The organism is Bacteriovorax sp. PP10, from assembly GCF_035013165.1.
GTDB classification, from domain to species: domain Bacteria; phylum Bdellovibrionota; class Bacteriovoracia; order Bacteriovoracales; family Bacteriovoracaceae; genus Bacteriovorax; species Bacteriovorax antarcticus.
Genome location: NZ_JAYGJQ010000001.1, coordinates 664740 through 688593 on the forward strand (window position 1 = coordinate 664740; position 23854 = coordinate 688593).

Consider the following 23854-nt stretch of genomic DNA (forward strand, 5'->3'; position numbering starts at 1 on the left):
TGCTTATCCTTTTCTGGTGGGCGACCCGTCAAAAAATGACTTGGGACATCCCTTCATCTTTAAAATTTTGATCCCTTAGAATGATCTTACTAAAACTTTTTTGCAAGGGGGGACGCAGGAGATTTTTTATGAACATGAGAACAAAAAGCTTATACCCTTTCGCCGGACAGTACTGCCCTGTGGATATTTTTGGTTATGCCTCAAATGGGATTCCGGGAATTGAAATAGTTGGACTGGGAAAGTACTCCCGCTCAATGAAAGAAAAATTTATTTACCTTTCTCGTGAAAGAAAGCTGCGTTTTCCTTTGAAGCGATTCGTTTTATGCATCGAAGGAGAAGTGGAAGGGAAAAAATTCAAAGAAGAAGAGTACCGTTACCTGGAACTTCCCTTGTTATTGATGCTTTGGAGCCTTACTGGGCATCTTCCTCTCGGACATCTTGAGGATTGCTTTGCTTCAGGAAAAATATCGGTAGAAGGGGAGGTCTCGGCGTTGCTTCTCAATAACCAGGAGCAAGAAAATCTTAACGAAATCTTTAAACTTGATGATGACCAAGTATTAAAAATAATTGCACCAGAAAAGACGGCAGTCTTTTCTGATTACTATCATCTTCCGTTGGAAGCTCTTTTTGCATCGTTAATTAAAAGTTAATTAAATTGAAAGAGAAGTCAGTAACTCGACTTCACTTACATCAAATTCGTTTTTCTTTCTTAAACAAGTCGACAATGGCGCCATCACAACTTTGCCTTGTAGGAAAACCGTCGCAGTCGCTTTCTCTCCGTTAGCTAATGCCTTCACAGCACAATGACCCATTTGAGAAGCAATTAAACGGTCAGTTGGAGTTGGATTTCCACCACGCTGAATGTGTCCCAGAATACAAACGTGAGCTTCTAATTGGAACTGCTCTTTAAGACTTTTTTGAATAAGATATCCGATACCTGGTTCTTCGCCTTCGGCAGCGATAATAATTGAAGATGTTTTTCCACGTTTAATCCCGCGGTCAATATCTCCAGCAATCTTTTGATAATCAATTGTCGCTGTTGGCAGAACAACGTTTTCAGCTCCTGTGCAAATCCCAACTTTAAGGGCGATCGCAGGAGATTTTCTTCCCATAACTTCAACAATAAATGTTCTAGCATGAGAATTTGCTGTGTCTCTGATTTTATCCACGGCATCGACTGCGTTTTGAACGGCAGTATCAAATCCGATTGTGTAATCAGTTCCACTGATGTCGTTGTCAATTGTTCCTGGAATCCCGCAAATAGGGAATCCATGCTCTTCGTGAAGCTTCATCGCTCCGTTATAAGATCCATCTCCACCGATAACAACTAAAGCGTCGATACCGTGGCTTCTTAAAATTCTTGCAGCTTTCGCTCTTCCTTCCGGAGTTCTGAATTCTTTCGAGCGAGATGTTTGTAAAACAGTTCCACCGTGCTGAAGAATATTTCCTACTGAAGAAACGCTTAGCTCTCTGATGTTATTTTCTAAAAGTCCTTCGTATCCTTTTTGAATCCCAAAAATGTTCAGGCCTTCGCCGATAGCTGTTCTTACAACCGCGCGGATCGCACAGTTCATTCCCGGGCTATCTCCACCACTACATAAGACGGCAATTGTTTTGATTGAAGTATTACTCATAAAAAATCCTTATTTAAAAACACTCACACCTTCAAACAGAGGTGGATTAGCAATTCCCATAATATTTAAAATAGTCGGAGCAACATTTCTTAGGGCCATAGGTCCATCGTTCATCTCTAACTTTTCATTCTTTAATCTTGGATCAACTACAATAAATGGTACCACGGATTCTGTATGCGATGTATGCATATCACCATTTTCATAAACCATTTGCTCTGAATTCCCGTGATCGGCCGTAATCAGCATCGTCACACCTTCAGCTGCACATTTTTTCACCAGGCGACCCACGACAACATCCAATGCTTCAATCGCTTTAATCGCAGCAGGGAAATTACCTGTGTGCCCAACCATATCTGAGTTGGCAAAGTTTACAACGTATAAACTAATTGAATGATCGGCCAGGGCCTCTTCAAGTTTGTCGCATACCAGATAGGCACTCATTTCTGGTTTTTCATCATATGTTGCTACATCTTTAGGAGATGAAATTAAAACTTGTTGCTCGCCCGGAAACGGATGTTTATCACCACCGTTGAAAAAGAAAGTCACGTGAGCGTATTTTTCTGTTTCAGCGATTTTTAATTGTTTTAACCCTAATTCTGAAATGTACTCACAAAGAGTTCCTTTCAGTTTTTCTTTGTTAAAAAGAATAGGAAGTTTAACCCAGTCTTCAATGTAAGGAGTCATGCACAGGAAGTATCCTGGACGTACACTTACGAAGAAATCATTAAATTTAATATCAGTAAGTGCTAATGAAATTTGAATAGCACGGTCTGGTCTATAGTTAAAAAATAAGACAGCATCTTCAGCTGTCATAGCTAAGGACTTATCAAACATTACCGGATGAATAAATTCATCGTAACGTTCCTGAGCGTACTCACTCTTGATATAATCTACCGGAGACAGATCAGTCTGATCTCCCTGACCGATAAAACATTTGTAACAAGCTTCGATTTTTTCCCAACGACGATCGCGGTCCATCCCAATCGAGCGCCCTTGCATTGAAGCGAACTTCAATCCTGGAATCGCTAAGGCCTCTTCAACAAACTTCACACCAGTGTCTCTTGCCGTATCTCTTCCATCCATAAAAGCATGAAGGATGATTTCGATATTCTCTGCGTGGAAAATTTTTGCCAATTCTTTTAAGTGATTGATGTGTGAGTGAACACCACCATTAGATAATAGTCCCATCAAGTGAATGCGGTTCGAATGAGCTTTGGCCCATATCTTGATATTTTTAATTTCTTCCATATCTTTAAGCGTATCAAGCTCGATTGCTTCGTTGATACGAACAAGATCCTGGCGAACCGATCTTCCGGCACCAAGATTCATGTGACCAACTTCAGAATTCCCTGCAACACCTTTTGGAAGACCAACAAGAATCCCACCGGGCTCAATTGTCGTCATCGGATAAGTCGCCATTACAGAATCGATATGTGGCTTTTTTGCGTGCATGATAGCGTTCTTGAAATCTTTTGGTGTGATTCCATAACCATCAAGGATACAAAGAAGAACTCTTTTATTTAAACCGTGGATTGATTTCATTTGTTTTCACCTTTTGATAATAATCAGAAAGAATGACAGCACTTGCGACTGAAACATTCAAACTTTCAACATTGTCTGTTCCGGGAATTTTTATTGTCGTACCAGTTTGCATCAGGTCTTTTGATAAACCAGTTGCTTCTTCACCGAATACCACTACAGCTTTTTTCTCCCACACTAAATCGTAAAGAGAGCTTTTTGCATGTGATGAAGTTGTAATGACCTGGTATTTATTTTTAGCTAGTAGAGCGATTGATTTTTTAAAATCTTTGGTTTCAAAAATTTCTACGAACTCTGATCCACCTTCCGATGTACGAATTGATGAAGCAGATTCTGCAATCTTTTTATCAGAAACTAAAATGGCATCAGCACCGAAGTGAGCTGCATTTCTTAGAATCGCACCAATGTTGTGTGGGTTCGCTACATTCTCAAGAGCGATGATTAAGGACTTCTCGTTTTTCATTGAAAGGTAAGTTTCAAGCGGACGGCTCGCAGCTTTTTTAATCAGCATGCAAATGTCTTCGTGGTGAGTGGCCTTCGTCATCTTCTCAAGCTCAGAGCGCTCGACAATGTGATATGCTTTTTTGTTTTGAGCACAGTATTTGGTGACGTGTGGGAACCTCTTCATCATCTCTTTGGTTAAAAAGAGCTGGATGATGTCCTCCGGGCGGTTTTTAAAAACGGCCAGGCATGCATTTTCACCATAAATTCTAATTTCGACGGTCTGAGACCCATTAATTTTTTTACTCATAATCCCGCCTATGGTATCAATTTTCGTACATATGGGCCAAATCAATTTAGAAAAGACATTAACAGGATACCTTGCACCAAAAGACTTCGAGGCCGATCTCAAAATCGAGCTTGGTTTGATGGGAATTGAGATACTTTCTCAACACGGAAGACTGTTTATCTGTGCAGGAGAGGCGCAAGATGTCGTCTTTGCTCAAGATACATGGCTTCGAGTAGAAATACTCCCATACACTTCAATCAATCATGCTGCGGAGCTCTTGAAATCGAAGGCCCGTCGCTGGTCACATTACTCAATAAATAACCATAGAAGGGCCGAACTCATTTTAGATAAGGTGCCTTCTGCCAAAATAAAAAGATACGACTTTCTGGAAGAAATTCCAAAAACAACGATTGGCTGTTTCGCTCTTTTGTCTGAAGCAGAAATGATCCTGACTCCTGAGACGACTTGTCCGCTGCCTTTTGGTGAAATCGAATTCAACGAAGATAAAATCAATCCTCCTTCACGCGCTTACTTAAAACTTTGGGAACTCTTCACACTTTACGGTTACAAGCCAGAAGCAGGAATGAAGACGATCGATGTTGGAAGTTGCCCTGGTGGATGGACGTGGGTTCTTCAGACTGTTGGAACAAATGTTGTGAGTGTTGATAAAGCACCACTTGATCCAAAAATTGCGGCCCTTCCTAATATCGAATTTAAACAAGAAAGTGCTTTTGGTTTAAGACCTCAGCACGTGGGACACCTTGATTGGTTTTTCTCAGATATTATCTGTTACCCGGATAAACTTTTAGAACTTGTGAACCGCTGGAGAGAGTCTGGTCTGGTTGATAATTTCGCCTGCACAATTAAATTTCAAAAGCCGACTGACTTTGAAACGCTTTTTAAATTTAAAGCGATTCCTGGATCGAGAGTTGTGCATCTTTCATGTAATAAACACGAAGTGACTTGGATTAATACAAAGGAATCAAAATGAAGAATTTCCACAAGAACCTGAACATCGCTTTTATCGGTGGGATCATTGGCGTTGCGCTTATGACTTTTGTAGGTCCATGGATTGTTAAACAACTTGTCACAGCACCAGTAAATTTTGGAGTTAACTGCGAGCCAGATGTTATGTACTCAATGCAAAAGCTAGTTCTTTGTCAGATTATTGGATTAGTTTTAGGAATCATCATTACTTTCTATTTAAGATATAAAATCTTTGGTGGTAAAACTCAACCACCGGCGCAAACAAATGCTTAAGACTATTTCATCAAATATCCCAAAAGTTTCTGGCGAGTGTGTACGTTTATTTCATGGAAGAGGAAAGAAGTGGCCCGAGTTCGAGCACCTTTCAATTGACCTTTATCCACCCGCTGTTTTAATTACGACTTATAAAGAAATTGATGAAGCTGAGAAAGCTTCGCTAGTGGAAACATTAAAGTCAGTACCAGGTCTGCAGTTTGAATCTATTCTACTGCAAAAAAGATACGGCAAAGGCGAGGACGTTGAAGTCCTTTCAGGAACTGCAGTCGGTGAAACTCACGCTGTGGAAAAGTCCGAAAAATACCTGGTGAATTTAAAAAACGCTAAGAACATTGGCTTCTTTTTAGATATGGCCATCGGACGAGAATACGTACGCAACAACTCACAAGGAAAAAGCGTACTAAATCTTTTCTCATATACATGCTCACTTTCAGTCGCTGCCCTTAAAGGTGGAGCTACTCAGGTTGTAAATGTTGATACGAGTAAACCGGCGCTAAATGTTGGTGAAAGAAACCATCTATTAAATGGCATTGATAAGAGAGCTGTTAAGTTTCTTCCTCATGATATTATGAAATCTTTTGGAGCGATCGCTCGCAAAGGGCCATATGACTTAATCATTATTGATCCTCCGACTAATCAAGGCGACAGCTTTAAAGCTGAGCGCGATTATCATAAAATTATCAGAAGACTTCATACGATGACTGCTAAAGACGGGATTGTGATGGCGTGTTTGAATTCACCTCATCTTGATAGTCAGTTTTTAATTAGTGCGTTTGAAGAGCATGCTAATCAGTTTACCTTTCAAGATAAGTTCTACTCGAGCTTTAGTGAGATGGAAGATGATCAGGAGAAAGGGTTGAAGATTCTTATATTTAAGAAGAACTAGCCCAAGAAGGTTTTGATAAAAAGGCCAAGCATTGAAGTGAAGATTAGACCAAAGCCCCACATTAGCAAGGTATTCATACGGTCTAGTCTTTGATCAAACTTCTTTTCAAGTTTATCAAAACGAGTATCAATTTTTTTGAACTCTTCTCTAAATTCAACATCCATATGATGAAAATGATTTGTCTGAGCTTTAAGAGTTAAGATCAGCATGTCTTCAGTCGTGACTTTTTCCTTATCCATCTTAGATAAGATTTCCTGACTTTTTTGCTGTAGCCAGTGATCGAATAATTGATTTTCAAACATGCGTGCGCTCATTGGTTAAGTTTAACATAAAATCAGTATTCATGTCTCGACACAGTTATCGTCGGATAAGCTATTGATTCAAGAAAGACTCGATTTCGAAAGCTTAAGAAAAGTAAAATCTAATTCTCAAAATTTTTTAAGAAAAAAATCTACCACCTTGATTTCAGTTAAACCTAATTTATACTAATGTGAAGCACATTCATTTATTTAGGAATCCGTTTGAATGAAATTTCTTCTTAAACCCTCTCTCTATACTCTATTTTTAACCCTTGTAAGTTTTGAGCTTTATGCCAAAACTGGAGGTAGTGGGAGAGGTGAAGTTGGGCCATCCAAGCTTTTAATCTCTATATGTGCTTTGGTGGTATGTATGGTTTTGAATGCATACATGAATTACAGAATTGCGAAAAGAACAAAAAAAGTTCAAAAAGCACTTCAAAGAATGAAAGAGCATGAACCAGAATGGGATGAGGAAAAACTCATTAAGTTTTCTAAGGATCGGTTTATGTATATTCAGAATTTAAAAGGAATGCATAAACTGGAAGGTTTGAGAGAAGTTCTAGCTTACAAATTCTATCTAGGTTGGGAAAAGGAAATTGAAAAACAAATAAAAAAAAGCGAAAGATATTCATTTTCGGAGCTGGAAATCCTGGATGCTTTCATTGTAGATTTCAAAAACTATTTAAATGATAACAATGATATCTTCACAGTTTGTTTTGATGCTGTTGCAAATGATCAAACACTTCGCAAAGGGAAGGTTGTTCTAGAGAATTATTCTGATTTTAGAGAATTCTGGACTTTTAGAAAACAGGCCGGAGAATGGAAGCTTTTCGAAATTACTCAAGCAAATGGTTGGGAGAAGTTTATTGACGGAAAATTAGTTTTCGAGAAACTTAAGAAAAAACACAACACGCACTGATGTTGTGATCCCCACTAAACAAAGTGAGCTGACCTCGCTCCTTAATAGTGTTACCAGCATTCAGATTTCAGGTACTCTCTACTATATACAAGTGTCGGGTGCCTTTAGATACCCAATACAGGCCAACCCATCAGCAATCCAATCAACGTCATACACAGAATATTTATATCAAGCGATCTAGCTAATCTTTCACACTTGCTTAAATCGTCTAAAGTTTAGGCAGGTGTTTGTAGAATGTTCACACACTTTCAGGATCTTCTTCCTAACCCCTAAAAAACATTACTCACATCTTTGGCACGACTGTTGCTTTTATACTACCAAACGATTTAATCACACACGCCTTTAGGGAGGACGTTATGAAGAAATTATTATTATCACTTATGGTATTAGCTACTCTTGCTTCTTGTGGAAAAGACAACAAAGTTTCATCTGGCTCAACAAGCCTTGTAAACGTTTCGAACCCACTTGTAACAAGCAATCCTTATGCACAAGAACTTGTAACGAGAATCAATAACCCGGCAGCTGGTTTCGGTGAAGGTCTGATTTACTCTTCAGCATCATCTAACCAAACTTGTGGAACGAAATGGGGATTCATTAACTACTGTTATGGATCTTCAGGATCTACATCGACTACTACTGGTTTAACTTGGAATGCACTAGCAGCTCAAAGACCAACTGTTGTTTACCAATACAGCACAGGTAGAACAGTAAGACACTCTGATGTAAGCATTGCAACTAAGCAAGCTGAGTTAATTGCGCTGCTAAACAGTGCATCTAACATTCAGGTCGCTGGTACTTTATACTACATCCAAGTATCTGGTGCTTACTACGTAATCGATACAAGATACCCAATCCAGGCTAACCCATCTGCAGTAAGCAATGGTTACCAGACTGAGTATTTCTACCAAGCTATCTAGTTAATAAAAACATTCACAGAAAATATTCGAGGGCCATTGATGGCCCTCTTTTTTTGTCTAAAATCGTCTAAAGTTTAGACACCTGTTTGTAAAATGTTCACACACTTCATTGGGAAAACCTCTAACTCTGCTGAATGCTTGAATGCCTTATTGGCACGACTGTTGCTCTTACTAATACATACGAATTGAAAATCGATTACGCCTTTAGGGAGGACGTTATGAGAAATTTATTATTATCACTTATGGTTTTAGCTTCATTAGTTTCATGTGGAAAAGATAAGTCGTCAGGAGCAGTTGGTTCTTCAAGCAGTGCCATCACACTTAACGACCAAGTTGCAGTTCAGTTAGGAACTATTATTGATAACAGCACAAATTATTTTCCAACACCATCTCCAACTGCAAGATATACATTTGCAACAACATCACCAACAACAGCATCAAATAACTGTGAATTGAAGACTGGTTGGCTTGGAATTAAATACTACTATTGTTCATCTTCTAACAATAGCTCGAATAATAACTCAAGCTATGGAACTCCTATTTTAGCAAGTGGAGTTGATTTGGCCGCAAAAAGAAATGAACTGAAAGCTTACATTAATAGCTCATATGCTGGAGCAATTTATAACACTGGTGCTACTTATTACATTAGAACAACTTCTGGTGTGATTTACACAATTGACACTAGATACCCAATCCAAGTTAACCCAGTTTCTGTTCAACAGGTTAATGGACAGGTTACTTATTTGTACAACGTAGCTTACTAGTCCTAAAAAACTTTTTAGATCAAGATTTATTAAAAATAAAATGAAGAGGACCATCTGGTCCTCTTTTTTTTTGTCAACTTTGGATTATAATGATTGTAATTCAAATTCATAAATCAAGGATGGTTTAGCGTGGCTCAGTTCAAAACAGACCTAAAAGATATCTATTTCAACCTTTTTAACGTTCTTAAGATTCAACAAACTCCAGGCATCGTTGAAAATGATATGAAAGACATCATCAACGAGTGCAATAAGTTCATCGAAAAAGAAGTTTACCCGACAAGAACTCTAGGCGATCACGAAGGTGTGTCACTAGCTAACGGAAAAGTAACTGCTCCAAAATCATTCCAAGCACCGATGAAAAAATATTATGAAAACGGATGGCACGCAATTGGGTACCCGGAAGATATTGGTGGTATGCCAGTTCCACATCCAGTGTCACTTGCTTGTCAGTCAATCATGAACGGAGCAAACGTTGCTTTTTCTATGTACCCGGGACTTTCTCGTGGAGCAATGGATGTAATTTTAAAAGTAGGGACTCAGGAACAAAAAGATACATACGTGCCAAACATGATCAGTGGATTATGGGGTGGGACAATGTGTTTAACTGAACCGGGAGCGGGAAGTGATGTTGGTGCAGTTATCTCAACAGCAACTCCAGCAGGATCTAATGTTTATAAAATTAAAGGTATCAAGATTTTTATCTCTTCTGGAGATAACGACTTATATGAAAACGTTGTTCACTTAGTTTTAGCTAAAACTCCTGGAGCTCCAGCTGGAACAAAAGGTCTTTCTCTTTTCATCGTTCCAAAGATTCGTCTTGATGGAAAAACAAACGATGTTGTTTGTACAAAAATCGAAGAGAAAATGGGGATCCACGGTCAAGCGACTTGTGAAATGACTTTTGGATCTAAAGGAGAATGCGAAGGTGTTCTTATTGGAAAAGAATTCGAAGGTATGACGAATATGTTCATCCTTATGAACGAAGCTCGCCTTCTTTGTGGTGTTCAAGGTGAAGCACAGGCCAATATGGTTTATATGCTAACTGAGCAATACGCGAGAGAGAGATCACAGTTCGGAAAAGAAATCATCACTCTTCCAGATGTTAAGAGAACTCTTTTAAAGATGAGATCAATGTCTCGTGCGATGAGAAGTTTAATTCTTTACACTGGTGACCAGTTCGATAAAGCTCACGCAGGTGACGCTCAAGCAGAAGCTGAAATCGCATTCCTTACTCCAATCTGTAAATCATACTGCTCTGATGAAGGCTTCAACGTTGCTGTTGATGCAATCCAGACTCACGGTGGATACGGATTTTGTTCTGAATACGGAATTGAGCAATTTGCCCGCGACCTAAAAATTGCTTCAATCTATGAAGGGACTAACGCTATTCAGGCGATGGACTTCACGATGAGAAAAGTTTTAAAAGATAACGCGAAAACATTCATGGGAATTGGAGCGAAGATCCAAAAAACTATGGCCCGTAAAGAAGCGGCCGAGTTCCCGGAAGAAGTAGCAGTGCTTGGAAAAAATCTTCAGAAGGCACAAGAGATTCTTGCGAACTTCGGAGCGTTAGCAAAAGCTAATAACTTTGATGCGATCCTTTTTAACTCGCAAGCATTTTTAAATTTCTCTGCGAACTTAGTTGTGTCTTGGTTATTACTTGAAGGTGCGTGTGAAGCAGTTGCAGCAACTCCATCAGCTCAAGGACAAGAAGATAAAGACTATTACCAGAGCAAAAAAGTCGACTTTAGATTCTTCGTTCAGCAGCAACTTGTTAGAAATGCAGGTATCGCTCAAACGATATTGAATTTCAAAGAAGACTTATCGCAATTGAATGTTTGATCCCTTTAGTGTTACACTAGGCTTGATTATACTTTTAAAATTGAGCTAAAAATGGACATTCAGAAAATAAGCGAAGAGATCAAACTCTTCTCGTCATCTACTCATGGCAGTAGTGACTATGATAAAGATGAATACTTTATCATGAGCGAAGACCGTAAAGACTTCGCGCCCTTTAAATACTTACAAAAAAGATTACCAGAGACAAAAGACATCTACTCGCTTCTGCGAGTAGGTTTTGTCTATGATTCATTTGAACTTTCAAATAATGAAAATTTTCAAATTTGGTATGAGAAGCAATTCTCAAGAAAGCTTCTTAAAAAAGACGCTAAGAAAATTTCTATCGTTTATGTTCCAAACAATAAATCTATCCTGGATCAAATCGGGCTTATCAATAAGTCATATGAAATCCTGGCCTTTGAACAGATTCTTCTTAACGGAAAAAATCTTCCAACTCAATTAGGTGAATGGTACGCAAAATGTATCTTCGGTCTGAAACAAGTGAAGTCGACATCACAACGTGGTTTCGATTTCGTCATGGGTGAAGGTAAGAGAGTTGAGATTCAAGTTGAGTGGAGTGATGCTTCATCTCCTAAAGGTGTAAAGATTAAGAAGACGCTTGTCGATCTTTCTGACTATTGCATCATCATCTACGTGGCAAAGAATTTCATGATCAGAGAAGTTTGTTTTCTTGATTCAGAATACATCTCGAGAAAATTCTCGAATAAAGGTCACACGATTTTCTTAAAAGACTCTGATGTATCGTCGTACTTCTTTTCAAAGTCTTCAAAGCACTTTGATAAGATCATTAACCCGATTACATTTTTGAAGTATGCTTCGCCGAATTTGGCGATGAAGTTGTCTGAAAAGTTAAGCTCGCAATAGCGGGCAAAAAAAATGCAGCCGCAGCTGCATTTTTACTATTTAATTTTTAAGAGTTTTGCCCGCTACTGATTATTTAAGTTTGTAGTCTCTGTAGAGTTTGAGAGCAGCAAAGAAAAAGCTCACGATTAAAAGATGAAACTCGTGCCCTGGAAAAAAGTACGAAAGACAAAAGAATACGAAAGAGCAAAGCATCAGGCCTGTATCAATTTTATCTTCTAATAAGTTCATAAAAATCCCAAAATAAAAAAGGCCCCTATTGGGGCCTTTTATTTTTTATCTAATAAAGTTCATATTTCAGTAAGCGACATTCTAAACTTCCGTTATAAAACGTATGTCTTGAAGCAGTCCCAAGAGAAATACATTTTCTCAGCATTGGGTTCGATGTGAAAACGTAAGCTCTGAATCCTTTAAAGTTATGTTTTAAGTTCTCACCATAATCTTTATAAAGTTGCTTCAACTCTTCTTCTTCACCCATACGCTCTCCATAAGGAGGGTTACAGATAACGATTCCCGGAGGATCATCCATCGGTGTGATTTTGGTAGCATCACGCTTATTTAACGTAACAATTTGTTGATCGATCATAGCATTGTGTAAATGGATACGAGTAGTTTCCATCGCACGTTCTGTAATATCAAATCCAAAAAATTGTCTTGATTGAAGTTCGTTAAGAGCAGCAAGTGAATGGTTATAAATCGCCATCGCTTTTTCTTCGAATATTCTCACAGCTTTTCTATCTACTGTGAACCATGGGTGTTTAATGAAATCGAAAACCGGAACTTTCTTTTCAATAAACTGTCTGATCTTTAAGTATGTAGGGGCCACTTTTGCTTTCATAAGAATCGCTTCAATTAAAAGCGTTCCTGTTCCACACATTGAATCAGTAAAAATATCTTTTTCTGGATCAAAGTCAGTTGTTAAAATAATGGCAGCAGCAAGGTTCTCTCTAAGCGGAGCTTTAAGAGACTCTTCTCTGTAACCACGATTAGAAATAGGCTCTCCACACATATCAACTAAGATACGAGCGTTGTATAAATCTGTTCCTTGTTTTCTTTCTACGCGAAGAAGGAAAGTGATGTCTGGTCTTCCAGTGTCAACACTTGGTCTTTCTCCGAATTTCTCTCTGAAGTTATCAGCGATCGCATCTTTTAAAAGTTGCGAGAAGATAATTGAGTTAGAGAAGTTCTCTTTTGTTTCGCGGTCAAATAGTGTGTTGATTTTGAAAGTTTGGTTAACAGTGAAAACTTTATCCCACCATTTTTCTTTCGCGCGAGCGTAAAGATCTTTCTCACTTGCGATTGTATAAACTTGAAGCTCTTTGAAAACTCTTGAAGCGACACGAGATTGTAATAAAACATCTAGTGCTTGTTCAATTTCAGCTTTGAAAGCAACTCCACCTTTTTCAACTTCAATTCTTGTGATCCCAAGATCTCTGATTTCTTTTTCAAGAAGATGCTCAACTTCACGCGGGCATGAAGCAAAGAATGTTGCTTGATCGAACTCTTTAACACCTTCAGCATTAACTTTCGGTCTTGGAGTGTCTTTTACGTCACTATGTTTTTTAGGTTCGCGTTTTTCGCGGTCTAATCTTTCTTTTCTGTAGTCTTTTTTGAAGCCATCTTTTTTTGGCGGGAACTTACTCATCTTGGTCTTTCCTTAATTTAATTCTTTTCTCATCTCGAAATAGTGAAGCGCACGCACCAACAAATCCTGATAAGAGTCTTTCATCAGTGGGTTGAGATCTCTCTCGTAGAATCTTTTGATTCGCCATAGTGAAATTGAAAGGAGGCCTAGGGTAATCGCTTGATCCAAGAATTTCTTTTCATTCGGTGTGAGTGCTCTGACTGATTCATACCCTACAAGATATGAGTTGACCAGCGGAGTTATAACTCGGCCCTTCTCTAAACAAGTCCCTGATATTGAGATCCCCAGATCGAGGATGTATTCGCCGATTCCGGCCTGCTCAAAGTCCAGCACAGTGCTGATTTTGTTATGATCGAAGAGGGTATTGTCGTAATAAAGGTCCCCGTGGATGATGCCTGTTTCAAAGTTAGCGTTCATGAAGCCTGAAAGGCTATCCGGGTAAAGGGTCTCAAAAGAGGCCTTAAAGTCAGGAGGACAGCCCGGTGTTTGGATATAGTCTAATATTTCTTTAGGGCCAAAACCCACTGCTTCATGAGGGCGTAATTTCGCTAAGCATTTTGGGTCGTGTTTAATGTTGTGCAGTTCGGCCATTGCTCTACCAACTTCTTGGCAAGTGTAGTCAGAAGGTCCTGGTGGAATTCCTTCAACGAATGGATACAACACGCCAAAATATTGAGCGTAATTATAAATGAAACCACCCGATGAAAGTGGAAATGGTTTTAGTGAATACGGATAATTTTTTTCTTTTAAATACACCAGAATCGCTTGCTCATCAGCGAGCTGCGCCTGGTTTTTATCATTGGAGATTTTAAGTAAAACAACTTCGTCTTCCAAATCAACGCGGTAGTTTGAATTAGATATTCCTAGAGACAGCGGCGTGCATTTGACAACATTAGTCCGACCGTAGAGCTTCAATATTTCTTGTGCTTCTTCCAGCGTTATTTGTGTGTAACTTGCCATACCTAAATTACCTTGTGAGCTTTGTTCTTGAGTGCTATAGTGACCCAGTAAATTCTATTATAAAATCAAAAAACCACTAGGGGGAATTATGGCCTTTACAGATTATAAAGTAAAAGATATGTCGCTGGCAGAATGGGGACGTAAAGAAATCGAAATCGCTGAAGTAGAAATGCCGGGACTAATGGCACTTCGTGCAGAATTCGGAAAACAAAAACCACTTAAAGGAGCAAGAATTGCTGGATGTCTACACATGACAATCCAAACTGCAGTTCTTATCGAAACACTTGTTGAACTTGGTGCGGAAGTACGTTGGTCATCATGTAATATTTTTTCAACTCAAGACCAAGCTGCTGCTGCAATCGCTGCTGCAGGAATTCCGGTTTTTGCTTGGAAAGGAATGACAGAAAAAGAATTCGACTGGTGTATTGAACAAACTCTTAAATGGGCAGACGGTTCAGCACTTAACATGATCCTTGATGACGGTGGTGATTTAACTGTTATGGTTCACGATAGATTTCCTGAACTACTAAAAGAAATCAAAGGTCTTTCAGAAGAAACAACTACAGGTGTTCATAGACTTTACGATATGGTGAAGAAGGGACAACTTAAAGTTCCAGCTATCAACATCAACGATTCAACAACAAAATCAAAATTCGACAACCTATACGGATGCCGCGAATCTCTAGTTGACTCTGTAAAAAGAGCAACTGACGTAATGATCGCTGGTAAAGTTTGTGTTGTTGCTGGTTACGGTGACGTTGGTAAAGGATCTGCAGGATCTTTCAAAGGATTAGGCGGACGAGTTATCATCACTGAAATCGATCCAATTTGCGCTCTTCAAGCGGCAATGGAAGGTTACCAGGTAATGAAAATGGAAGACGCTGCAAAGCTTGGAGACATTTTCGTAACAGCTACTGGATGCCGTGATGTTATCACTGGTAAGCACATGGAAATGATGAAAGATGGAGCAATCGTTGCTAACATCGGTCACTTCGACCTTGAAATCGAAGTTGCTTACTTAAATAAGACTGGTAAAAAAATCAACATTAAGCCTCAAGTTGATCAATACGTAATGCCATCAGGAAAGAAACTAATCGTTCTTGCTGAAGGACGTCTTGTTAACCTTGGATGCGGAACTGGTCACCCTTCTTTCGTAATGTCTAACTCGTTCACAAACCAAGTTATGGCACAAATGGAATTATGGGCTAACCACGCAAATTACAAATGTGAAGTTTACGTTCTACCAAAACACTTAGATGAAAAAGTAGCTCGTCTTCACTTAGCAAAAATTGGTGTTGTTCTTGATACTCTTACATCTGCTCAGTCTGAGTACCTAGGTGTAAAAGCTGAAGGTCCATACAAACCAGACCACTACAGATACTAAGAAATATAATGATGAAAAAAATTGCACTTGGTTCAGACCACGCAGCATATGAAATGAAGGAGACGGTTAAACGTCTCCTTCTATCTCAAAACTTCGAAGTCATCGATGTCGGGACTCACTCATGCGATAGAGTTGATTATCCAGACTACGCAAAGTTAGTAAGTCATGAAGTCGTCACACAAAACATTCAAGGTATTCTTCTTTGTGGATCGGGAATTGGTGTCTCTATAGTTGCCAATCGTTTTAAAGGAATCAGAGCTGCTCTTTGCAGAACTCCTGAAGACGCAGAAATGGCCCGCAAGCATAACGACGCTAACGTTTTGTGCTTAGGCGCTAGATTCAATACTGAAGAAGAAATCAAAAAAATCATATCGAGCTGGTTTGAAAATAGTTTTGAAGGTGGCAGACACACTGATCGCCTGAATAAATTTTCTGATCTAGGAGAAGACTGTTGAAATTTTTTGAGAAGCTAATGTACCCAATACTTGTTGTATTGATATTTTTCTATATGTTCTACGCACGCACTAATCCAATCTATTTTGAAACGGTTCTTGCTCGTGAAGGTGGCCCACTTCAGTGGCTCATTATCTGTACATTACTTTTTGCTTCAGCAATGTGCTTTTATCGTGCCAGCATTCTTAAGCCTTTTAGAGGCGGAGTATTTGCTGCATGCTCAATTGTTTCAGGATTTGTATTCTTAGTATTTGCGATGGATGAACTTTCTTGGGGCCAGGTTATCTTTAATTACCAGACTCCAGAATTTATCGCCGTTAGAAATTCAATGGGGGAGATGAACCTTCGCCACTTGGTTGTTGCCGGATTTGAATTCACTGATGTTGTTTTCACTCTAGGGATTAAAGTTTTAGCGACACTTTATTTTATCGTGCTGCCATTCTTCTACTCTCGCCTGGATAAAATTAAAAACTTCGTGAATCGTTTTGCGATTCCACTTCCACGCTACACTCAAACGGCCGCATACGCTGTTGCTGCTATTTTGATGAGCTTTATCCCATCAACTCTAAGACATATTGTCTTTGAATTTGTGTTTTATTGGATTTTAGTTCTGATGATGTACAACCCGTTAAACGATGAAGTTTTCTCTCGTAAAACGCTGGTTCGCTAGTTTAGAGTTCCCATCATTTTTTTGAATCTTAGATAGATGAATACCTTCACGGCCTCGACCATGATTCCGCTATTCATTTTAGAGACACCTAACATTCTTTGATAAAAGATGATCGGGACTTCAACAACTTTGAGTCCCAGTGAATGCACTTTATAATTCATTTCAAATTGAAAAACATAGCCTTTAGACACGACGTTTTCCATGTTGATCTTTTCTAGTGTCGTTCGACGAAAGGCCTTGAAGCCTCCGGACATATCTTTAATTTTCATTCCAGTAAAAGTCCTGAACATGAAAGAGGCGATATAAGAAAGCGCCAGGCGATGCACCGGCCAGTCCTTCGTTCTGATTTTATTTTCACTGTAACGAGAGCCGATCGCCAGATCTGACTTGATAAGGGCATTCAGTAGATTTTTGATATCAGAGGGGTCGTGAGAGAAGTCACAATCCATTTGAGCGATATACTCGAAGTCGCGCATCAGTGCCCAGTTAAAGCCTGCCAGGTAAGCCGTTCCCAGACCTAGTTTTCCCTCGCGTTTAAGCAAAAAAAGGTTGGGGTTCTTGTCTTGTAGCCCCTCGACCACTTTCGCGGTGTGATCGGGCGAATTATCGTCGATAATGAGGATTGAGATATCAGGGTATAAATGGAATAAGCGCTCGATCATTGAATGAACATTGAGCGCTTCATTGTAAGTTGGAATGATAACTACAGACTGATCGAACACGTGAGTCCTTTAGTTGCTAGAGTCAATTTCCAGAAGTCTTCTTCCTGACGTCTGGTAGCGAAGAGAAATAATCTCAAATAAAGGAGTATCATTTTCTTTTCTGATCTGTCCGTTTTGTCTCGCTTGCCCTTCTGCTTTTTGAGCGAATTCTAAAATTTTTGAATTGGCCGGAGCTTTTTGTCCCGGTTTTAATTTTGCTAAAATTTCTTCAGCTCCATTTGATCCAGCTGCCTTCACTGCACCTTTGTAACCAAGTCCATTTCCACCTGAGAAATCGACAATATTAGATCCTCTTCCAGGGGCCGCAGAAGCAAGTGTAACACCGTTTGTTGCTCCTGAAATTTTTCCCATCGCAGAGTTAAATGCACTTGGGCTCACTTGTCCCTGTGCCATAAGTGAAGCGACGTTGGCAGGAATTCCTTTGGCAACCATTGAGTCTGCCATCGCTTTTTGATCTTTAGTTAAGTTTCCATTGTTATCAAGTTTCGTTGAAACATCACGTAGGCCTTTTTTCGCTATCGCGGAAGTTGCATCAGTAGAAGTTGTATTGATTGTACTTCCTAATAATTCTCCACGAGCAAGAGCGCGTACTGCTGTAAAAGGAGCATTAGAATATCCTAAACCACCCAGGTCCAGATTTCCTTCACCCTGAGTTTGAAGATAAGTATCAAAACATGTATTCGTTTTTTCACAAGCACAAGTCGCATCGATTTTTAAATGATCATCTGTACAAGCAATTCGATATGAAGTGGCCGCGATCGCTTTTTTACTCAACCCTTTTGCACAATAAGTTGGATCATTTTCTGTTGTTGGTTGAGAGCAGTAACAAAGATTATCCGTGACCGGATTACAATCTCCTTTACCTGGAAGTGAGTTCGCAATCTTTCTCGTTTTATCTGCGTATTCTTTATTGGCCCCTACTTCACTTTGATAAAAAGCTCCAAGTAAAGTGGCCGCACCCATTTTAATGACGAGGTTTTTATCTATTGCCCATCCATTAGGTAATGCTGCATTGACGGCGTAGCAAGCTGCTCCACCAAACCATCCGGCCGCTTGTATTTGGGCCATTTTCGCTCGAGAGTCGTGGCTTTTTGCAGCTTTTAATAACGAGTCTCTTTGAGCAGTGTCACCATTTCCAATTTCATCACCAGAGAGTTCTTTACTCTTGGCCATTTGAACTGCAGTGGCCACACCTTCTGTGACAGTTGGAATGTACTTACAGTAGTCGGTAACTTTATCTTCTTCAGCTGATGTTTCAGATTTTTTATCAGTTGATGCGGTATTAGAATTTTCAGTAGTAGAAGTATTATCGTTTGCTGTTGAATTAGCATTTGCTTCTGCAGAAGCTGTTTTTGCATCGGCCGCAGTTTTTTTTGCAACTTCTGCTTTAGAAGAAATTTTTCCCATGCTGTCTCCAGCAATGGCCCCAAAAAGAGCATAGGCCTGAGCAACAGCTTTCACCATATTCGTATCGACACCTAAAAATTTATGGCTGGCAGCTTCACCATTACAAATAGCTGCATCTTTTCCAGAACAGTTTTGAGTGATGATCTGATTGGCCAAACCCTGGTGAATATAATTGTCTTTAAGCTGAACTTCCTGATCGGTAAGATTCGCTCCAGTCGTGGGAGTCGCTTGTCCTGTTCCGACAGCATGGATTTGCTGAGTCGAGGCCCCTGGATCCTTAGCATTAACTGCTTCTCGTGAAGCTCGCGCATTTTCTAATAACTTTGCGTTTGTATCAGTTTCGTTGGTCGTTGTAGTAATCGACCACGCCACTCCAGGATGAATGGTCAAAAGCGAGATTATCAGAGCTAGATTTAAGGTTTTCATATGTGTTTATTTTAACCCATTGTCATAGTTTGAACCCTCGGCAAAAAAGGATCTATTTATGGGCCTTATAAAAACATAGGTTTATAGGGGTAAAATGAGGCCCGATAGGCACAGTTAAGTGCCTTGTTTTGTAGGCTTTTTGCCTAATTGACTCTACGGTGTTTGATTGATACAAATTTGAGTATGATGACAAAAACACCTGATCCAAAAGACAATCACGAAAATGACCTATCTCACTCAATGGTTCACTACCTTCTGACGATTCACAAATTGAAAGAAAATAGAGGATTCGCTAGAGTGACTGACATTGCAAAAGATTTAGATCTTACAAAAGGATCTGTGTCGACAATGTTGAACAATCTAAAAAAGAAAGGACTGATTCAGGAAGAAGACGAATGTAAATTTGTTGTTCTAACAGATCTAGGTCACGACGAAGTTCACCGTATTTTATCATCAAGAACTCTTCTGTTTTATTTCCTTAGAGACTTCGTTGGAGTTGATGAGAAAACAGCTGAATTCGATTCATGTCAGATGGAACATTTAATGAGCTCGCAAACGAGTGAAAGGTTTTTTAACTTCATGAAGACTCTTGCTTGTTCATGTGAAGACATGGCAAAAAATGGTCAGTTACCAAAGTCATTCCAGTTTAAAACGACATTAGATTTATGTTCGTACACTTCTGCTGACGATTTTATGCACAATCAAAAAGGCGACAGCCATTTACCGACTGATAAGTAGTCTTCTATTTATTGTTTTAAGTTTCCCGTCTTACGCCTCTGAAGATTTGGTTAGTTATTGTTTCGAACAAACGACCAATCTGAAAGAGGCACAACAAAATCTAGCATTCCTCTTATTGCCCAAAGAAAAAGTCTTCCCACGCCCCGAACAAAATTGCTTCGATGTTTTGACATCGACCGATAGATCAAAGCTATTAGAGAAATTCCTTTCAAAGAGGTACACTTTAATAAGTGAGCCAGGGATGCCCTCTGTTGCTGAAAGTATTCAGGCACAACAGTGTCAGCTGGAACTTAAGACAACGAAAACTAAAGAAATTAATACTAGAGATTTTCGTTTAGGAAGAGCGAGTAGTGCGAGAGCGGGGACGCGTTCAACGCAGGAAGTTTCAACTTCTCAAATATTACTTGGCTCAGGCAAACCTGGAACACTTGAGCTTGAGGGCAGATCGCTTTATATTGAATGTAGAAAAACCGAGTCGGGTATTTATCAACTCATTTTTTCTTATAGCGAAATATACCGCATGAAAGTCAGCAGCGAAGTGAATGTGAAAAAGGGAGAGTCTGTTCAGATTGCCCAAATCACCAATGATCTTGCCTCAAAAAGTAAAACCTTGGGCCTCCCGCAATCATTGTATAGGGACGTTGAAGGACAAGAAAATATAAGTTACGAGTTAAAAGTTAATTAGGAGAAGATATGAACGTTTTATTAAAAAAATTCACAACACCATTTGAAACAGTGCCTTTCAATGAAATTAAACCAGAAGATTTTCTTCCAGCAGTAAAAGAAGCAATCGCTACAGCAAAAGGAAGAATCGCTGCGATTAAAGCTAATACAGCTCCAGAAACTTTTGAAAATGTTATGGAAGCTCTTGAAGCAGCAAGCCCTGAAGTGGATTTAATCTCAGGAATTTTCTTCAACCTGCACTCAGCAGAAACAAACGATAAAATCCAAGAGATCGCAAAAGAATTCTCACCACTACTGACAGATTTTGGAAACGACATCAGCTTAGATGCTGATCTATTCAAGAAAATCAAAAAAGTTTGGGATCACAAAGATAACTTCAATCTAACAGCTGAACAAAAAATGCTTTTAGAAAAAAGCTATAAGAGTTTCGTAAGAAATGGGGCCCTTTTAAATGATGCTCAAAAAGAAAAGATGAGAGAGATCTCTTCAAGACTTTCGACATTAGGTCTTCAATTCGGTGATCATATTCTTAAGGAAACTAACGAGTATGTAATGTTAGTTGATAATAAGGAGGATTTAAAAGGTCTTCCAGAAGATGTCGCTGAAGCTGCAGCGACAACAGCAAAAGAAAAAGGCCACGAAGGTAAGTGGGCGTTCACGCTTCAATACCCAAGTGTGATTCCATTTTTAACTCACGCTTCTAACCGCGAGCTACGTAAAAAATTATGGCTGGCAAATTCTACAAAAGGATTTAAAGACGGCGAAACTGATAACAAAGCAATCATTAAAGAGATCGCATCTCTTAGACACCAAAAAGCTAATCTTTTAGGTTACGAGTCTCACGCTCACTTCGTACTAGAAGAGAGAATGGCCTCTAACCCAAAAACAGTTTTTGAGTTCATCGAAAACATTGTTAACCACGCGACTCCTGCAGCGATCAAAGAAACGGAAGAGCTAAGAGCTTATGCTAAGAAGCTTGATGGAGTTGAAGACTTGCAAAAGTGGGATACTGGTTATTACGCTGAAAAACTAAAAAACGAAAAGTTCCAAGTTAACGACGAAATGCTTCGTCCATACTTTAAACTTGAAAATGTTATTGATGGAGTTTTCCAGGTAGCAAAAAATCTTTACGGACTAACTTTTCAACAACGTTTTGACATTCCTGTGTACCACGAAGATGTTAAAACTTACGACGTTCTTGATGAAAATGGAAAACACGTTTCAGTATTTTACGCTGACTTCCACCCAAGAGCAGGTAAAAGAGGCGGAGCTTGGATGACAAGTTTCAGAGGACAAAAAGTAGATCAAGGTGTTCAGGTTCGTCCACACGTTGCTATCGTTTGTAACTTCACAAAACCAACGGCAACAAAGCCATCACTTTTAGGTTTCGATGAAGTGACAACTCTGTTCCACGAATTCGGTCACGCTCTTCACGGAATGCTAGCTGATACAAAATACGAAAGCCTTTCAGGAACAAACGTATTCTGGGATTTCGTTGAACTTCCATCACAAATTCTAGAAAACTGGGCATACGAAAAAGAGTGTCTTGACCTTTTTGCTGAGCACTTTGAAACGAAAGAAAAAATCCCAGCTGAGCTTATCAAAAAGATTAAAGATTCTTCTAGCTTCCTTGAAGGTAGAGCGACTTTAAGACAATTAAGTTTTGCAACTGTAGATATGGCATGGCATTCGGCTAACCCTGCTTCAATTACTGATATCGAAGCTTTCGAATCAAACAGCATGGGGAAAATGGATTTCCTTCCAGCGGTTCAAGGGACAAGTATTTCTACTGCGTTCTCACACATTTTTGCTGGTGGATACTCTGCAGGTTACTACTCTTATAAATGGGCAGAAGTTTTAGATGCTGACGCTTTTGAATTCTTTAAAGAGAAAGGGATCTTCAATCGTGAAGTCGCTAAGAAATTCAGAGACAACGTTCTATCTAAAGGCGGAAGCCAACACCCGATGGATTTATATGTTGCTTTCAGAGGGCAAAAGCCTAATCCGGATGCTTTATTGAGAAGAGCTGGCCTACTACATAAATAATTAAAAATCTAAAGGCCCCATAGGTTTATGGGGCCTTTAGTTCTCTTAATGCTTCATAGATCTTTTATCAATTTCTTTTATAAGCTCAATTTTTTCTAGAATTTCTTTTTTTCTACCAGTCATATCGCATTTCACAGCGACTTTGTAATGATAGCAATTTCTTTTTTCCGGAACCCATTTAGAAAAAGTTCCCGCTCCCTTTTGTCTTACGCGAGTTCCTTTTGATTCAGAGATAACACTTATTTCATTACCATCTACTTTGATGATCTCTCCACCCATTGACTGGCAGTTATTGACAACATCGTTATCTACAAATGCCTTCATATCTTCAAACGATAGTTTGTCTACTTGAGCACTTGCCAGTAAGGCCACATACCATCCGCTCGTTTTCTCTTCACCATCACAGATTGCTCTTGCGTCGTTTGCATCTTTATCTTTTGGATCAGCTCCAATTTCGTTAGATAGATCTACGATGACCTTTTCGCCTTCAGTGTTTACTTTTCCACCTGGAGTTAGACTGCCAGGAGTGTAATGTGGTTCTAGTGAAAAATAACCAACACCATTTTTAGTGTATGAAGAATCAAGATAGAAAATTGAGAAATCGTTTACTTCAGAGGATGTTTGACGGTATGTCTTTGGTGAGTTGTTCATAGTTGAACAACTTGAAACTGCTAAAGTTAACAAGAGCAATGTTGTGTATTTCATAAGTCTCCACTGAGTGATTTTTAGATCTAACAGCTTATCGTCCAATCTAATCGATTTATAAGTAATATATTGCTTCGAGTAGTTTATTCATGCACTTAGCTGTGTTTATACTGATGATTGTGACATTGTCGTTTGTCTTTCTGCAACGAAGCCGTCTCCACTAAATTTCGATGAAGTGCCACCTCTGTTCCATGAATTTGGACTGGCGATGGATACTCTACCTTTCATCTTCTGATACCCAGTTCTCATTTTTTTCTCATTTTATAAAATGCAATCCCGGATTTCATAAACTTACTGATCATTGCTTATCTGCCTTAATTGCACATTGATAGATCAGGAGCA

26 protein-coding genes are annotated in these 23854 nt (G+C 39.2%); 15 read left to right on the top strand and 11 right to left on the bottom strand.

Annotation, left to right across the window (positions count from 1 at the left end):
- Positions 1–128: 128 nt before the first annotated feature.
- Positions 129–650 carry a hypothetical protein gene (locus SHI21_RS03245; protein WP_323574683.1) on the top strand — a complete coding sequence of 174 codons (522 nt, stop codon included), beginning with the start codon at positions 129–131 and terminating at the stop codon, positions 648–650.
- Here the strand turns inward: SHI21_RS03245 and pfkA are convergent, their stop codons facing one another.
- The 3 genes from pfkA to SHI21_RS03260 are packed head-to-tail and all read right to left on the bottom strand — an operon-like array spanning position 651 to position 3924.
- The gene (pfkA, locus tag SHI21_RS03250; protein WP_323574684.1) at positions 651–1634 is read right to left on the bottom strand and encodes a 6-phosphofructokinase; all 984 of its coding nucleotides are present in this window, start codon (positions 1632–1634) and stop codon (positions 651–653) included.
- Positions 1635–1643: 9 nt separating this feature from the next.
- The gene (gpmI, locus tag SHI21_RS03255; protein WP_323574685.1) at positions 1644–3176 is read right to left on the bottom strand and encodes a 2,3-bisphosphoglycerate-independent phosphoglycerate mutase; all 1533 of its coding nucleotides are present in this window, start codon (positions 3174–3176) and stop codon (positions 1644–1646) included.
- Complete coding sequence (locus tag SHI21_RS03260) at positions 3151–3924, bottom strand: TrmH family RNA methyltransferase (RefSeq protein ID WP_323574686.1); 774 nt, start codon at positions 3922–3924, stop codon at positions 3151–3153. Before SHI21_RS03260 ends, gpmI begins: the two co-directional genes overlap by 26 nt.
- A gap of 10 nt (positions 3925–3934) precedes the next feature.
- On the opposite strand from SHI21_RS03260, the gene SHI21_RS03265 reads away from it, so the two are divergent.
- Genes SHI21_RS03265 through SHI21_RS03275 form a run of 3 tightly spaced genes read left to right on the top strand, consistent with a single transcriptional unit; the run spans position 3935 to position 6052 of the window.
- Positions 3935–4894, top strand: coding sequence for an SAM-dependent methyltransferase (locus SHI21_RS03265; protein WP_323574687.1), 960 nt, complete (start codon positions 3935–3937; stop codon positions 4892–4894).
- Entirely contained in the window at positions 4891–5163 is a 273-nt protein-coding gene (locus tag SHI21_RS03270) for a hypothetical protein (RefSeq protein ID WP_323574688.1), read from the top strand. Before SHI21_RS03265 ends, SHI21_RS03270 begins: the two co-directional genes overlap by 4 nt.
- Complete coding sequence (locus tag SHI21_RS03275) at positions 5156–6052, top strand: class I SAM-dependent methyltransferase (RefSeq protein WP_323574689.1); 897 nt, start codon at positions 5156–5158, stop codon at positions 6050–6052. Before SHI21_RS03270 ends, SHI21_RS03275 begins: the two co-directional genes overlap by 8 nt.
- Here the strand turns inward: SHI21_RS03275 and SHI21_RS03280 are convergent.
- On the bottom strand, positions 6049–6366 hold the full coding sequence (locus SHI21_RS03280) for a hypothetical protein (protein WP_323574690.1): 318 nt from the start codon (positions 6364–6366) through the stop codon (positions 6049–6051). The genes SHI21_RS03275 and SHI21_RS03280 overlap by 4 nt on opposite strands.
- A gap of 355 nt (positions 6367–6721) precedes the next feature.
- On the opposite strand from SHI21_RS03280, the gene SHI21_RS03285 reads away from it, so the two are divergent.
- From SHI21_RS03285 to SHI21_RS03305, 5 genes are all read left to right on the top strand, one after another.
- Positions 6722–7270 carry a TIM44-like domain-containing protein gene (locus SHI21_RS03285; RefSeq protein WP_323574691.1) on the top strand — a complete coding sequence of 183 codons (549 nt, stop codon included), beginning with the start codon at positions 6722–6724 and terminating at the stop codon, positions 7268–7270.
- Between the two features lie 356 nt (positions 7271–7626).
- Positions 7627–8187 carry a hypothetical protein gene (locus SHI21_RS03290; protein WP_323574692.1) on the top strand — a complete coding sequence of 187 codons (561 nt, stop codon included), beginning with the start codon at positions 7627–7629 and terminating at the stop codon, positions 8185–8187.
- A gap of 218 nt (positions 8188–8405) precedes the next feature.
- Positions 8406–8951: a hypothetical protein gene (locus SHI21_RS03295; RefSeq protein ID WP_323574693.1), complete on the top strand. Its 546-nt coding sequence runs from the start codon at positions 8406–8408 to the stop codon at positions 8949–8951.
- A gap of 129 nt (positions 8952–9080) precedes the next feature.
- The gene (locus SHI21_RS03300) at positions 9081–10793 is read left to right on the top strand and encodes an acyl-CoA dehydrogenase (protein WP_323574694.1); all 1713 of its coding nucleotides are present in this window, start codon (positions 9081–9083) and stop codon (positions 10791–10793) included.
- A gap of 51 nt (positions 10794–10844) precedes the next feature.
- Positions 10845–11675 carry a hypothetical protein gene (locus tag SHI21_RS03305; protein WP_323574695.1) on the top strand — a complete coding sequence of 277 codons (831 nt, stop codon included), beginning with the start codon at positions 10845–10847 and terminating at the stop codon, positions 11673–11675.
- A gap of 69 nt (positions 11676–11744) precedes the next feature.
- On the opposite strand, the gene SHI21_RS03310 is transcribed toward SHI21_RS03305, so the two are convergent.
- The 3 genes from SHI21_RS03310 to SHI21_RS03320 are packed head-to-tail and all read right to left on the bottom strand — an operon-like array spanning position 11745 to position 14277.
- Positions 11745–11903: a hypothetical protein gene (locus SHI21_RS03310; RefSeq protein WP_323574696.1), complete on the bottom strand. Its 159-nt coding sequence runs from the start codon at positions 11901–11903 to the stop codon at positions 11745–11747.
- A gap of 49 nt (positions 11904–11952) precedes the next feature.
- Positions 11953–13317, bottom strand: coding sequence for a THUMP domain-containing class I SAM-dependent RNA methyltransferase (locus SHI21_RS03315; RefSeq protein WP_323574697.1), 1365 nt, complete (start codon positions 13315–13317; stop codon positions 11953–11955).
- Positions 13318–13329: 12 nt separating this feature from the next.
- Entirely contained in the window at positions 13330–14277 is a 948-nt protein-coding gene (locus tag SHI21_RS03320) for a phosphotransferase (protein ID WP_323574698.1), read from the bottom strand.
- Between the two features lie 88 nt (positions 14278–14365).
- Between SHI21_RS03320 and ahcY the strand changes: the two genes are divergently transcribed.
- Genes ahcY through SHI21_RS03335 form a run of 3 tightly spaced genes read left to right on the top strand, consistent with a single transcriptional unit; the run spans position 14366 to position 16784 of the window.
- Positions 14366–15661 carry an adenosylhomocysteinase gene (ahcY, locus tag SHI21_RS03325; protein WP_323574699.1) on the top strand — a complete coding sequence of 432 codons (1296 nt, stop codon included), beginning with the start codon at positions 14366–14368 and terminating at the stop codon, positions 15659–15661.
- Positions 15662–15669: 8 nt separating this feature from the next.
- On the top strand, positions 15670–16116 hold the full coding sequence (gene rpiB, locus SHI21_RS03330; protein ID WP_323574700.1) for a ribose 5-phosphate isomerase B: 447 nt from the start codon (positions 15670–15672) through the stop codon (positions 16114–16116).
- Complete coding sequence (locus SHI21_RS03335) at positions 16113–16784, top strand: hypothetical protein (protein ID WP_323574701.1); 672 nt, start codon at positions 16113–16115, stop codon at positions 16782–16784. Before rpiB ends, SHI21_RS03335 begins: the two co-directional genes overlap by 4 nt.
- Here SHI21_RS03335 and SHI21_RS03340 read toward each other — a convergent pair.
- Both SHI21_RS03340 and SHI21_RS03345 read right to left on the bottom strand, forming a co-directional pair.
- On the bottom strand, positions 16781–17506 hold the full coding sequence (locus tag SHI21_RS03340; RefSeq protein ID WP_323574702.1) for a polyprenol monophosphomannose synthase: 726 nt from the start codon (positions 17504–17506) through the stop codon (positions 16781–16783). The genes SHI21_RS03335 and SHI21_RS03340 overlap by 4 nt on opposite strands.
- A 9-nt stretch (positions 17507–17515) precedes the next feature.
- Positions 17516–19339, bottom strand: a complete 1824-nt coding sequence (locus SHI21_RS03345; protein ID WP_323574703.1) for a hypothetical protein — start codon at positions 19337–19339, stop codon at positions 17516–17518.
- Positions 19340–19522: 183 nt separating this feature from the next.
- On the opposite strand from SHI21_RS03345, the gene SHI21_RS03350 reads away from it, so the two are divergent.
- The 3 genes from SHI21_RS03350 (at position 19523) to SHI21_RS03360 (ending at position 22807) form a co-directional block, all read left to right on the top strand.
- Positions 19523–20077 (top strand): metal-dependent transcriptional regulator, encoded by a 555-nt coding sequence (locus SHI21_RS03350; RefSeq protein WP_323574704.1) that lies wholly within the window; start codon positions 19523–19525, stop codon positions 20075–20077.
- A 241-nt stretch (positions 20078–20318) separates the two neighbouring features.
- Positions 20319–20762: a hypothetical protein gene (locus tag SHI21_RS03355; RefSeq protein ID WP_323574705.1), complete on the top strand. Its 444-nt coding sequence runs from the start codon at positions 20319–20321 to the stop codon at positions 20760–20762.
- 8 nt (positions 20763–20770) lie between these two features.
- Positions 20771–22807 carry a M3 family metallopeptidase gene (locus SHI21_RS03360; protein ID WP_323574706.1) on the top strand — a complete coding sequence of 679 codons (2037 nt, stop codon included), beginning with the start codon at positions 20771–20773 and terminating at the stop codon, positions 22805–22807.
- 45 nt (positions 22808–22852) lie between these two features.
- Here SHI21_RS03360 and SHI21_RS03365 read toward each other — a convergent pair whose 3' ends face one another.
- Together SHI21_RS03365 and SHI21_RS03370 are read right to left on the bottom strand one after the other, a co-directional pair.
- Positions 22853–23512, bottom strand: a complete 660-nt coding sequence (locus SHI21_RS03365) for a hypothetical protein (protein ID WP_323574707.1) — start codon at positions 23510–23512, stop codon at positions 22853–22855.
- 105 nt (positions 23513–23617) lie between these two features.
- Positions 23618–23761 carry a hypothetical protein gene (locus SHI21_RS03370; protein WP_323574708.1) on the bottom strand — a complete coding sequence of 48 codons (144 nt, stop codon included), beginning with the start codon at positions 23759–23761 and terminating at the stop codon, positions 23618–23620.
- Between the last annotated feature and the right edge of the window lie 93 nt (positions 23762–23854).